Below are 13,308 nucleotides of genomic sequence, written 5' to 3'. Positions count from 1 at the left end.
AAATCTAAAATAGGTCAAAAAAATGCTCCTAGATACTCAATATCTAGAAGCATTGATGTCTATGATTTCACTTTTTTCTCAACGATTTGCCACCAACACATAACGCCCATGTTCAAAAATCCAGTACATACCTCGTGGCGGAGCGGGTAAACCCAAGTGCTGCCAGTCGGTCACCACACGATAGGTCGAACTTTCAATATGTGCGCTACTTGGCTCACCATTTACCCAACTGTAACTTTGGTGGTTATATTGCACAGTACTTGGCGCATTGTATTGAATATTGATGCCACTACGAATCGTGGGCTGCCCCCACTGCGGCACAGGTCGTTGATGGTATGGATAATGTGGTGGATAGGAATAGGGTTGCTGTGAATGATAAGGTCGATGCTGCGGATAAGCAGGACGATGTTGTGGCGAATAAGGACGATGCTGATCACGCTGTGTATTGACGCCTGTATATCCTGCCCAACGATTGGTTTCGGCCAAGCTCTGCATCGACACACCTAAAAATAGCATGCCACTCAATGCAGTTAAAATCGCCACTTTCATATCTAGCACTCCTATTTTCATATTTTTATTCTAAGCTCAAATTAAGGATAAACAATGAATAAAAAATCAGCAATTTTAAACTTTCATCTCCGCAGATTTCACCGACACGGCTCGCCATTTATGAAATATCTCCAACCCCTATGCTAAGATACATTTTTTTTGAAATTGGATGAAACCTCGTGCCTGAATTAAATTTTGACCGCCTTCATCAGTTTTTCTGCAAAGTTCCAAGTGTACAGCAAGCCCGTGTAGACGCTTATGGTTCAGACGGTCAGCATGCATGGTGGTTCAAATTTCAAATTGATGTAGAACACCCGTTGGCATGGCAAACTGTGCAGGAATTGGGACATGTGCTGAATTATATTTCCAGAGATGAACGCTTACCGACTCAATTCTTACCTGTTTCACCGCCACCGTATATGAATGGTGAAGCCAAAGATTTTTTATCGTGGGTAATTCAATGCAACCATCCAGAATTTAGCCCAGATGTGGTTTGTGATTGGTTAGAAGCGCGTTTACCGAATCCTGTGGATGATGAAGCACAATGGAAAATCAAAACCGATATTGCCGAGTTAGATCAAATGAGTGATAAAGATTTGGATGAAATGGTGCCGCCAAATCCTGTAAAGTAATATTCGGCTCAAAAAAATCCCTCTTTCAATAAGAGGGATTTTTGAGTTCAAGGCATACAATTAAAAAATCAAAAGGTCGATAAACCACTCCATTCCATAAAGCGATACAGCGCATATTTCCACTTCGACTCATCGGCATAAACCGCATAATCCACACTCATATTTTTACCCTCAAGGTTTGACCATGCGGTATTAAAATAGTGTTGAGCATCCTGAAATACAGGGTCTTGCACCTGTCCGACCACACGCAAGTTGCTTTCTAAATTATAGTTTTTTAAATTACGTGCGGTGAAATTAGCAGAACCTAAAATCAACTCAGCCTGTGTGGCATTCGATTTCATCAGCATTTTATTGTGGCATTGCTCACCTTGGGTATTACACCAACGTACCTTCACCCCTGCAGCATGTAATTCTGCCGCCACCTGTCGGTTTGGAATGCCATTTTTTTCACGTCCAAAAGCATCTTTATTCGGGTCGAGTAATACCCGCACCTGTACGCCACGTTGCTGTGCAGCAATCAGTGCCTTGATGATTTGTCGCTCCGATAAATAGAACATCGCCAAATCAAGATGCTCTTGCGCCTTAGCATTTTCAATCATTGATAAACTTGCATCCCAAATGGCCTGTTCCGTTAAAACCTGCACTTGAGGGTAAGAATGATCTGCCTCAAACTCCCCCACAATCACCCCAGACAGATTGCCCTGCGACATACGCGCGACGGCTTGTTCTGTTTGCAACACATCTACTGCGGTATTGCCCGTCACCAATAAAGCGCTGTTAGAATGACGTGAACTGCCATCATGTGGATTAAACGACGTGACCAATGCTTTCCAGCCTTCGGCGGTATCGACCACCATGGTTTTACGATGGTTGGCTTTAAAATTAAGCAAGCTGAAATAACTACGTAAGGTAATTTTATCTTTGCCGAAAGGACTGGGTAGCCAACCCTTTTCAGCATTATTTGGAATGCCCTGACAGCAGAGATACCAAAACCCCGACCACAGCGGATTCGATGCGCGCAGCGGGGTTAAATCTGTTTCAATCACATCAATACCTGCCTGACGCAATTGACGATAATGTTCAGGTGCAATGCCACCATATACCGAATTAATGGGATCAGTAATGACTTTGATTTCAATATTTGGCTGCATCTGACGTTTATGAATTAAAGCTTCGGTCAATTGCTGTGTCAGTGGTTGATGCTGTTGCTTAGACGTCCCCACCTCTGCATTAAACAAAAACATATCCACCACAATGGTGGTTTGCGCAGCATCAATTAAACCTAAAATCTCCTTAAAAATTTGGTGCTGTTGCTGCTGAACACCTTGCGCATCAATATAGGTCTGATCGGCAATAAATTTGACAGGTGCATGGCGTAATTTTCCGGTGTAATTCAGACCATCTGGTAACGGTTTAAGACTGTGGTAAATAGCCGAGGACAAATAACCCAAAGCCAGTAAACCTAAAACCAGTCCCAAATAAGCCCGAGGCGACCAATTCAATTTTTGATGAATTCGCTGAAAGATACGCATAACAAAAAACCTAGTCCGATGCGCTCAGACTAGGTTTTATTGTTTGGATTTTCAAGAGGATTTCTGTGTTTTCACACAGACATCCTATAAAGCTTAAATTGAATTTTAGAAACCAAATTCAACGCCCACAGTAAAGTTGCGTCCCACTTGTGGAATATGCGACAAGAAAGATGCGTGTGAATAGACTTCATCATCTAACAAGTTATTGGCTTTAAAATACACACGGTAATCTTGTTTATTGGCATAGTTTCCTGCATAAGCTACGCCAACATTGACCATGTTATAGCCTTCTGTTTCTTGTTCATACGCTGCAATTTTGTCTTGCTTAAATACACGATAGTATTCCGCCATACCCGACCAACCATCGGCAAAGTTAGCATCTACTTTAGTTCCCAAACGGCCTGCAGGTACACGTGGTGCATTTTGGTTATCTATTTCGCCACGAACATAATCACCAAACACACTGAGTTTATAATCTGGACTCAGCTGATAGCCTAACTTGGCTTCTGTACCGTAGAATTTGGCTTTGTCTTGAGTATATTCCACACCACGCAAATTACCTTTCTGCGCTACTGTTGCGCCATAAATATAATCATCGAACCAATTATGGTAAACATGCAGCGAATAATCGAGTTTGTCGGCTTCATAGTGCAAACCTAACTCTAAATTATTAGATGTCTCTTTATCTAGATCAGGATTCCCCACCTCGTAAGTATTGGTTGCGAAATGTAAGCCATCAGCATAGAGCTCTTGCGCTACAGGTAAACGTTGCTGATGTGAGCCTGTGAGTGACAATTTATAGTTGGGTGCAAACTGCCAATTGGCTGCAGCAGAAGCAGATACACCAGTACCTGAATAATCTTTTTTGTCCGAATCTGCTTGAACTTTTTGATGATCGACACGCGCACCAAGTTCCACATGTACATCACCAAATTGTTTATGCTCTAAACCAAATAAGCTGTATTTTTGTGTTTTCGTATCTGGCATAGGTACTGCTTCATGATAATGATCACCATGTTTTTCCTTCTGACCAGTCAAATCAATTTCATGCTGGCTAAACTGTGTACCAAACACACCTTCCCAACCTGCAAGGGGTTTGTGCACCAATTCTAAACGTGCATCATATCCTTTGCTTTTAAAGTTACTGATGACTTTATTTTCTTCTAATTCATCATGCTCATAATCTGTAAAACTGGCATGCGCACGAAGTTTATCAAAGCCTGCAAAGGGCTGATCAAGTTCGGTACGCAAATCATAACGGTGTGATTCTAAGTCCACCCATGGGCCACCATGTGCATGTTCTTCAACAGTATTTGAATTAGGTGTCGGGCAACCATGAAAGTGATCATCGTGCAATACACAACCATGATATTCATGGCTATGCCCTGGCAACCCATATTTATCCTGACGATTACTATATGACACGCCCACAAAACCACGATCATGAATCCATGATCCACCAATATTCACCGTTTGGCCTTCGGCAAAGGTATTGTCTACACGGCGTTCTTTTACCAACTCTTCATGTTCATGTGTATGGGTTGAGCCATCTGGTTCAACATGTACTTCTGTATGATGATGCTCTACCCAATAGTTTGGGGTAATGTAATCATTGGCTTTACGTTTTGAACCTTCAATACGCAGCGCAAATTGATCACTGAGTGCTGCAGTTACCCCCGCACTCACTAGCTTTTCATCGCTACCTGTGTTGTAACGTAAACCTACCTGTCCTTCTAAACCATTATTTGGCATTTGAGTTGGAATTTTTTGATCGGTCACATTAACTAAGCCACCAACCGTTCCTGCACCATAAAGTAATGTTGATGGGCCACGAATAATTTCAACTTGTTTGGCTAAAATCGGATCTACAGTGATAGCATGGTCTGGTGAAAGCATAGACACATCGGCAGTTTCTGAAGCATGTTGCAGCACTTTAACCCGAGGGCCATCTTGTCCACGAATCACAGGGCGGCTAGAACCTGAGCCATATTGATTGGAATATACACCTAGCTCATCTGACATTGCATCACCAATGGTGGTACTGCGCTGTGCCAACGTTTTTTGATCAATCACATGATCGGCCACTGCAAAATCTGCCGCAGTTTGCACCAAAGGATGTGCTTGTAACTGAATGGTTTCCAGTTGTGTACTACTGCTTTCAGTATTGGCAAATGCTGCAGGTGTCAGCACTGAAAAAATGGAAAGTGTTATTAAATTTTTATGGAACGACATGACCCATGCTCAAATTAGTAAAAATAATTGATGTTATAATATAACGTTTCATTAACATTGCAATAAAAAACATTGTTCCTCTGTATTCTCAATTAAGCTATTCATCACAATTTATTCTGATTTTTTATATTATTTACTTTGAATTGGTATGCCCTTTACGCTCTCACATGCGGTACTTGCCCCACCACTCGCCAAGCTTTCAGGACAACGTCTGCCTATCGCTGCACTCGCTATAGGCACGATGTTGCCAGATTTACACCGTCTGTTTACTTTGCGTCATGATCCCACTCCTCATTTATGGTCAGCATTGCTGTATCCGAATTTATTATTGGGTCTTGTGTTTTGTGCGCTGTGGTATTTGCTCTATCGCCCTGCATTGTATCGCTTTGTGGGAATCCATCACCCGTTAAATCTAAACACGATAAAATCTGTACTTGGGTTTGTATGTGGCTTGATTCTGGCCTTACTGATTGGCAATGCCACCCATTTAATTTGGGATGGTTTAACCCATCACGACTTTCGTAGTTTTGCCTTTCAGGATTTTTTAGCGCAATCGGTACAATTAGGAACAGGTATTTATCCAATGCATCGCGTACTGCAAATTGGCAGCTCTATTTTGGCGCTGCCTTTTTTATTATGGATGAGCCTGCATTATTATCGCAAGCATCGGCAGGTCAATTCTGTAAGCAAAAAAATTCGCGTTTATGCCATCGCTCTCATTCTCTTGTCGATTGTATGTGGTGGTTTTTCACTTTGGGATTATGCGCGCTATATCCCCGATGCGACTTGGCAAGCCGAACTATATTATTTTACAGGACGTGCCATCAATGAGTTTAGCCAAGGTGCCTTACTCATGTTGAGTTTGGGCTGTCTGCTATTTCTGATTTTAGATTCTCAAGGGCGAATGGAATAAACGCTCTATCGCTCTACTTTCTCTTTCATCTGCCTACATTCTTCAGTTTCAAGCAGATTCCCGCTAAAAACCCACTGTTTTTGCAGCAGGTTCTTGTCGCCACATGCCCAAAGAGGCATAATCCTACCTTTGCTAAAGGCGGTGCGCTGTTTACGTATTCGCTTCCTTAACCCATATAGTTGGATTTTTAACGCTATGATGCGAACTCATTATTGCGGTTCTTTAACCGAAGCTCAAATTGATCAAACCGTGACCCTGTGTGGTTGGGTACACCGTCGTCGTGACCACGGTGGTGTAATTTTCCTAGACATGCGTGACCGTGATGGTCTTGTGCAAGTCGTGATTGACCCAGATACTCCAGAAGCATTTGCAACTGCAGATAAAGCACGTTCAGAATTTGTATTAAAAATCACAGGTCGTGTACGTCGTCGCTATGCAGGCACAGAAAATGCCAATATGGTCAGTGGACAAATTGAAGTTTTAGGCAAGGAAATTGAAGTTCTTGCAGCATCTGAAACGCCTCCGTTCCCATTGAACGATGAAAATACCAACATTTCAGAAGAAATTCGTTTGAAATACCGTTTCTTGGACATCCGTCGTCCAGAAATGTTAGATCGCTTACGTTTCCGTTCTAAAGTCACCAACCTAATTCGTAACTATTTAGACGATCATGGTTTCTTGGATGTTGAAACACCAATTTTAACACGTGCAACGCCTGAAGGTGCGCGTGACTATTTAGTACCAAGCCGTGTATCTAACGGTAGCTTCTATGCTCTGCCACAATCTCCACAATTATTTAAACAATTGTTGATGGTTGGTGGTATTGACCGTTATTACCAAATCGCTAAATGTTTCCGTGACGAAGATTTACGTGCAGACCGTCAGCCAGAATTTACTCAAATCGACATTGAAACATCGTTCATGAGTGACGATGATATTATGGATTTGATGGAAGGCATGACCGTGAAGATGTTCGATGAACTTCTAGGCGTGAAATTCGACAAATTCCAACATATGCCGTATTCAGAAGCGATGCGTGATTATGCGTCTGATAAGCCAGACTTGCGTATCCCACTGAAATTGGTAGACGTTGCTGACTTGATGCAAGACGTTGAGTTCAAAGTATTTGCTGGCCCAGCGAAAGATCCGAAAGGTCGTATTGTTGCCCTTCGCGTTCCTGGCGCGGGTTCATTGCCACGTAGTGCGATTGATGAATACACTAAATTTGTAGGCATCTATGGTGCGAAAGGTTTGGCGTATATTAAAGTCAATGAGCTTGAAAAAGGCATCGAAGGCTTACAATCTCCAATTGTGAAATTTATTGAGCCAATCGTGCTTGATTTATTAAAACGTGTAGGCGCTGAAAATGGCGACATCGTATTCTTTGGTGCAGATAAAGCTAAAATTGTAAACGATGCAATGGGCGCACTTCGTGTCAAAATCGGTCACGATTTGAACCTTGCAACTTGTGAATGGGCACCGCTTTGGGTGGTTGATTTCCCAATGTTTGAAGAAACTGATGATGGTAAATGGACCTCTGTGCATCACCCATTCACTTTACCAAAATCAAGCGTTGAAGATGTGAAAAGCAACCCTGGTGAAGCTTTATCTGTCGCGTATGACATGGTATTGAACGGTACTGAAATTGGTGGTGGTTCACTGCGTATTTATACTTTAGAAATGCAAAAAGCGATTTTTGAAGCGCTTGGTATTTCTGAAGAAGAAGCAGAAGAAAAATTCAGCTTCTTATTGAATGCGTTAAAATTCGGTGCGCCTCCTCACGGTGGTTTGGCATTCGGTCTTGACCGTTTAGTGATGTTGATGACAGGTGCATCTTCTATCCGTGACGTGATTGCATTCCCGAAAACCAAAACTGCTGAATGTCCATTGACACAAGCACCTGCGCCAGTCGAAGCAAATCAATTGCGTGATTTGGGTATTCGCTTACGTGAAAAACCAAAAGCTGAAGAAGCTAAATAATTTTTAGCTCCTGATGTAAAAACCCTGCAATTGCAGGGTTTTATTGGATTATTACTTAAAAATTTAATCACTAAAATGGAACCAATACTTAGATCAATTTAGTTCATCCATAAGATATAAACTGCGCTATGATGTAGCACATAACAGTTATGTGATCATAGCTAAAACGATATTACTGTATTTATTGATTTATTCTAATTTTTTGTTCTGTAGATTCTCATTCTTTTTGTACTATTTTCTGAAAGTGCATAGTCTCTTGACAATTTTTTAAACAAGTCATCTGTTAAAATAACCGAGATTCGCACACTGCAATGTATTTCATCTTCAAGACACTGTCGCTATTACCCTTAAGAATTTTGCAAGCTCTGGCTTTGTTCGCAGCATTTGTGCTTTATGCTTTCAATTCATCTATTAAACGCATCACCACAATCAACATTCAGTTGGCCTATCCAGAATTAACTGAACATGCACAGCAGCAACTGGTTAAAAAAAGTATGCAAAGCCAATGCCTCACCTATATGGAGTTTATTAAATGCTGGGGGATGCCACCCAGTTATAGCTTAAATTTATTAAAGCATATTCATGGTGAATCGGTGCTAACTGAAGCTTTAGCCAATCAAAAAGGTATCATCGTTGTAATACCGCATTTTGGCTGTTGGGAGTTGCTCAATGCTTGGCTAAATGTCTATACCGCACCAATGATTATGTACAAGCCCAACAAAAATAAGAGCATCAACCGTTATATACTAGAAGCACGTCAAAAGTTTAATGCAACCTTAGTCCCGACAGATGAAACAGGGATTCGTGCCATTTTTAAACATTTGAAACAAGGTGGCTTAACTGTCATTTTACCAGACCATTTACCTAAGCCTTCTGGTGGCATTTATTCCCATTTTTTTGGGCAAAATACCCTAACTGTGACTTTGGTGTCGAAACTCGCTGCAAAAACACAATGTAATGTGATTGGTTTGAGCTGTATCCGCAACGACGATCTATCTAGTTTTGATTTACATTGCACAAATCTCTCAGATGACATTTTGTCTAGAGATTTACAGCTCTCTGTAGATACTCTCAATATTGCGATGCAAGATATAATCAATCAAGCACCTGAACAATATATCTGGTCTTATAAGCGCTTTAGACATTGTTTAGGGAACATCAACGTCTATCGTCAATAAAATTATTGGTACTACCGTCAAAACCTTACATCTCATTGTTGAGCAAGATTGCATAGATTCACCTTATTCAATTGAGATCAATTATCGATAGTGGCATAATGACCCCAATTTCCACTTTTAAGTGAATCTCCTATGGCTATGCGTCCTGAAGTTCGTCGTCGTGCAATCGTTCTGATTATTTTTTCAATCGTACAATGGCTATTCATGCGCTACATTTTGGCCAACGAGTTGTTTAACTTAACCACCTATAATCGTATTGTTTTGTTCTGCGTGAGTAGTCTTGCAGGCGCATTATTAATTTTCGTCGGTTTGATTTATATGGTGTTGAAAGGTAATGCGGATAAGGAAAATTAAACCTTCAAATACTATAGAATGATGTAAAAACAGGAATATGTAATCTTCCTGTTTTTACATCATCTAATTATCTAGACTCTTCAGCAATAACATTTCTGAGATCATTGATAAATTTCGGTACATTATGGATATTTTTAATGTATTCAATTGCTTCTAATGAAATTTTCTCTCTTTTACCATTATCCATTAATAAATAGTTAATTGCATTTACATACAAATCAACCTTATCAAAACCATCACCTAAAACGTCCCCTACGTGAACCCCAAATTTAGAAGTTAGATCTTCTGGATTTCTATTACTAACCAATAATGTTCCATAAGATAATGCCTCTAAAAATGAAATTGGCAAAGCCTCATGAATTGAGGTATTAACTAAAATTTTTGCCTCTTTTAAATATTTTTCCTTTTCTTCACCTTCTACGTGACCCGCAAAATGTAAATTTGGAATAGCATTATAATCGGACATAATCTGAGAGTTCCTACCCTCTTCTCGATGAGTCTTACCCAATATATAAAACTCATAATTAGGCATCTTCTTTGCAATTTCACAGAAAAGCCAACCACGCTTTACAGACTCTATTCGCCCCAAGAAAATAATCATATTTTTCTTTGGAAATTTTTTTACATCAAAACTTTCATCTACATTAATTGGGTTTGGCAAATATTGTATGCTTACATTTTGCTCTAAATTATATAAATCAATAGCCTTCTGATTTAAGAAATACCCTTGTGAAATAAACTTTACACGCCCATTCTTATACCAGTCATGGACTAAATCATAAATTTCCTGATTATAATAATTATATTCAGGAAATAATTTTACAGTTTCTATTTCATCCCATTCGTATTTAGGTCTAGGATCTTGTATCCATAAGATTAATTTCTTATTTTTATTTGGTTCATTTAACAGAATGTAATTATCTGTCAACTCAATGCTCAAATAAACATCATAATTTTGCTTTTTAAGCCACCTTCTTGCAAACCATTTTCTTCGAGGCAAACGAAAAGCGCGAATATTGTCAATATTATATTCTTCAACACAGAGTTTCTTCGAACCCTTCCCTAGCAAAACATCAATTTGTATATCCTTATTCGGAATGTACTTAGAGATGTATTCTCGCGCTAAAAAACCATAGCCACCAAAAGCAGTTCCAGCTCCACCAAAGAATTCGTCAATGATTAATCCAACTTTAAGCATACTAACATCAATCCCTATATTTTATTATTTAGCAATAAAGCTAAAGTAGACTTCGAATCAATACTTTCTAAATCTATACCTCGTAACATTTCATTATATAAATGAATAGCCAAAGTACGTGACGTTGTAAGCTCTTGAATAGTTAAATTTGGATCACACAATTGACTAATGCATTGATAATGAACTGGGTAAAAAATGTCTATAGGCTGGACATTGTTTTCTTGCTGATATGACCGTACATAGTATGTAATCGCTTTGGGACCGATCACCCCCCAAGGCATATCAGCTAAACTTGTACCTATACCAAAAGCCTTCTTCATTCTTAATCTAAATTGACGACTTTTTGAATACCATGGCGGTACAAATTGCGGGTCATATGCTGCATTCAATAAACTTTCTAACAATGGGCTATTTTTTGGTATTCTTAATACTGCACCATTAATCCAGTTATCATCTTCAAAACCTAAAACATACCCATGTTCTGGGATAGATAATGGTTTTAAGCAATAAACATCGCAATCAACATAAATACCATCTACTTTACGCATTAGTTCATAACGAAAAATATCAGAAAATAAGGCATAACTCCCTGTTTCATTATGCTTTATAATTTTTTCGGCAGAAATAATTAAATTAGCATCAACTTGATTCACACCATCAGGCAAGTCATCAATATCACCATATGTATGCAAGTGAACTTCATGTCCCCTCATCACAAAGGATTGAAGACAACTTCTAGAAATTGGCCCCAATTTATTTCCGATCCATAATGCATGAATTATGGGTAAGTTAATTGACATTGCTTACAATCCTATTTTCTTTTAACTTTTAAACTGAAATATATGTTCACAAGAAGCGTAGCTGCTATAAAATGATCACTGATTAAGAACGAGCATTTCGCCTTAACCCATCACAAAACAGTCTAAGACTATCAACCAAGCGTAGTGCAGTATAGAATACCTTAACTATAACATTTCAAGTTAAAGCAACATGAAAAAAATTCTTATCTTATGTGTATCTTTAAAAGATAGTTTAGATCGACAAGAAAAAATGAAAGACCAACTTCTATCGCTAAAAGAACATGTTCAAGATATTCAAATCGAATTTTCTTTTTTTGATGCTATCTATGGAAAGAAACTACAGCCCGAATATTTAACGTTTTTAAATATTAGCCGTGAAATTGCGAATCAATGTGAACATGAATTAGGGCCTAGTGAACTTGGATGTTTTCTCAGCCATATGATTCTATGGCAACGACTTGCTCAGGGAGACTACAATAGTTTTGATCGCGTTATTATCATCGAAGATGATGTGATTCTTAACTTTAATAACATTAGCCAAAAGCTCCATTCCTTATTAAATACAAATCATGATTTCGCATTTCTAGGTGGCCACTCTGAACCATCTCGCCGAAGAATTAGAGGCTATGTTAGCCCCGATCAATGTTCATTTCATATGACTGGCCCTAAAGATCTTTACACAGCTACATATGCTTACTCATTAACACCTAAGACTGCGCACAATTTTATTTATAAACAAATAAAAAAACTTACCTATATTGATGACTGGAAATACTTATTGGCGGATACTGTTTCAACTCCTTTTTTCTATTGTTTCGAGCATGATGATGCCCAAATAAGTCATATCGCAAATGATAGAAAAAGCTTCATGAAAAAACCTAATCGCCTCAAAAAGAATTTTAATAAAATTAAAAATGATATTATATCTAGAATCATTTCAATCTTTGTTTTTAAAAGAATTATTCGCTTGTCCACGTTTATAAAAATGCATAAATCTTCAAATGAAATATGATCATTATTAATTCAGGATTTCAAGCTATGTCTTTATCGCGTTCATTATTAAAAAAATGGTATAAATACCAGCAAAACCAACAAGCTAAAAAGTTTACCTCCCACTGGTATATGCGCTTTGGCTGGCTAGATCAACCCTTAAAAAACCAAGAACAGCTCAAGAACCTGTTTGAAATTCATTCACCGCGCAAATTCACTTTTGCTGACTGTTTCTATGCTCAGGACAACGACCGTCATTTCATTTTTTTTGAAGAAGTCGATGATGTTCATCCCGTTGGATTCTTATCGGTCTTAGAAGTATTTAAAGATGGCACCTATACAGAACCGCAAACCATTCTAAAACAGGATTATCATCTTTCCTACCCATGCGTTTTTAAAGTTGAAAATGACTGGTATATGATTCCAGAAACAAGTGCTAAAAGAACAATTGAACTTTGGAAATGTACTGATTTTCCTCTCAAATGGGAAAAACATTCAAACCTATTTGAAAATATTGAGGCTGTAGATACCACTCCCTTTTACCATGAGGGTATGTGGTATTTATTGACTTCCACACGTAGAAACTGCAAAAAATTTGGTGACCGTTTAGATATTTTCTTTACTCAAGATATTTTAAATCCTAACTGGCAAGAACACCCACAAAATCCAGTCTGCAAAGGTCATCAGCAATTCAGAATGGCTGGTAAGCCTTTTATTTATAAAGAAAAACTTATAAGACCTAGTCAAGACTCATTAAAGCGTTATGGCGGAAATATTGAATTCAAAGAAATTCTTGAACTTAGCCCAACCTCATACAAAGAGCAACTTTTGGAAGTTGTTTTACCCACATGGAACAATAACGATGATGGTTGCCATACAATAAATGTTGAACATAATTTTGTAGTTTTAGATGCAATACGCTTATCAGTTAAAAAGTAAATAAGCCCAAA

The 13,308-nt window shown here is 38.7% G+C and carries 12 protein-coding genes; 7 read left to right on the top strand and 5 right to left on the bottom strand.

Features of this window, described 5'->3' with window-relative positions; all coding sequences use genetic code 11:
* Positions 1–78: 78 nt before the first annotated feature.
* Positions 79–549 carry an RcnB family protein gene (locus HX743_RS05710; protein ID WP_004975035.1) on the bottom strand — a complete coding sequence of 157 codons (471 nt, stop codon included), beginning with the start codon at positions 547–549 and terminating at the stop codon, positions 79–81.
* A gap of 179 nt (positions 550–728) precedes the next feature.
* Between HX743_RS05710 and HX743_RS05705 the strand changes: the two genes are divergently transcribed.
* The gene (locus HX743_RS05705) at positions 729–1,181 is read left to right on the top strand and encodes a hypothetical protein (RefSeq protein ID WP_004975032.1); all 453 of its coding nucleotides are present in this window, start codon (positions 729–731) and stop codon (positions 1,179–1,181) included.
* Positions 1,182–1,249: 68 nt separating this feature from the next.
* Here the strand turns inward: HX743_RS05705 and HX743_RS05700 are convergent, their stop codons facing one another.
* Both HX743_RS05700 and znuD read right to left on the bottom strand, forming a co-directional pair.
* A complete protein-coding gene (locus HX743_RS05700; RefSeq protein ID WP_178318730.1) occupies positions 1,250–2,713 on the bottom strand; it encodes a phospholipase D family protein in 1,464 nt (487 codons plus the stop codon).
* A 105-nt stretch (positions 2,714–2,818) separates the two neighbouring features.
* Positions 2,819–4,945 (bottom strand): zinc piracy TonB-dependent receptor ZnuD, encoded by a 2,127-nt coding sequence (znuD, locus tag HX743_RS05695; RefSeq protein WP_178318729.1) that lies wholly within the window; start codon positions 4,943–4,945, stop codon positions 2,819–2,821.
* Between the two features lie 148 nt (positions 4,946–5,093).
* Between znuD and HX743_RS05690 the strand changes: the two genes are divergently transcribed.
* The 4 genes from HX743_RS05690 to HX743_RS05675 all read left to right on the top strand — a co-directional run bounded on the left by HX743_RS05690 (position 5,094) and on the right by HX743_RS05675 (position 9,370).
* Positions 5,094–5,858, top strand: coding sequence for a DUF4184 family protein (locus tag HX743_RS05690; RefSeq protein WP_178318728.1), 765 nt, complete (start codon positions 5,094–5,096; stop codon positions 5,856–5,858).
* 195 nt (positions 5,859–6,053) lie between these two features.
* Positions 6,054–7,838 (top strand): aspartate--tRNA ligase, encoded by a 1,785-nt coding sequence (gene aspS / locus HX743_RS05685; RefSeq protein WP_178318727.1) that lies wholly within the window; start codon positions 6,054–6,056, stop codon positions 7,836–7,838.
* Positions 7,839–8,149: 311 nt separating this feature from the next.
* A complete protein-coding gene (locus HX743_RS05680) occupies positions 8,150–9,016 on the top strand; it encodes a lysophospholipid acyltransferase family protein (RefSeq protein ID WP_178318726.1) in 867 nt (288 codons plus the stop codon).
* Positions 9,017–9,148: 132 nt separating this feature from the next.
* On the top strand, positions 9,149–9,370 hold the full coding sequence (locus tag HX743_RS05675) for a hypothetical protein (protein ID WP_178318725.1): 222 nt from the start codon (positions 9,149–9,151) through the stop codon (positions 9,368–9,370).
* A gap of 67 nt (positions 9,371–9,437) precedes the next feature.
* On the opposite strand, the gene HX743_RS05670 is transcribed toward HX743_RS05675, so the two are convergent.
* Both HX743_RS05670 and HX743_RS05665 read right to left on the bottom strand, forming a co-directional pair.
* Positions 9,438–10,568, bottom strand: a complete 1,131-nt coding sequence (locus HX743_RS05670) for a glycosyltransferase family 4 protein (protein WP_178318724.1) — start codon at positions 10,566–10,568, stop codon at positions 9,438–9,440.
* 14 nt (positions 10,569–10,582) lie between these two features.
* On the bottom strand, positions 10,583–11,368 hold the full coding sequence (locus HX743_RS05665) for a glycosyltransferase (RefSeq protein ID WP_178318723.1): 786 nt from the start codon (positions 11,366–11,368) through the stop codon (positions 10,583–10,585).
* Between the two features lie 190 nt (positions 11,369–11,558).
* Between HX743_RS05665 and HX743_RS05660 the strand changes: the two genes are divergently transcribed.
* Complete coding sequence (locus HX743_RS05660; RefSeq protein WP_178318722.1) at positions 11,559–12,380, top strand: glycosyltransferase family 25 protein; 822 nt, start codon at positions 11,559–11,561, stop codon at positions 12,378–12,380.
* 26 nt (positions 12,381–12,406) lie between these two features.
* Entirely contained in the window at positions 12,407–13,297 is an 891-nt protein-coding gene (locus tag HX743_RS05655) for a hypothetical protein (RefSeq protein WP_178318721.1), read from the top strand.
* Positions 13,298–13,308 lie beyond the last annotated feature (11 nt).

The sequence above is a fragment of the Acinetobacter sp. Swhac1 genome (genome assembly GCF_013390985.1).
In the GTDB taxonomy this organism is placed as follows: domain Bacteria; phylum Pseudomonadota; class Gammaproteobacteria; order Pseudomonadales; family Moraxellaceae; genus Acinetobacter; species Acinetobacter towneri.
This window is presented reverse-complemented; position numbering and strand designations above follow the sequence as displayed.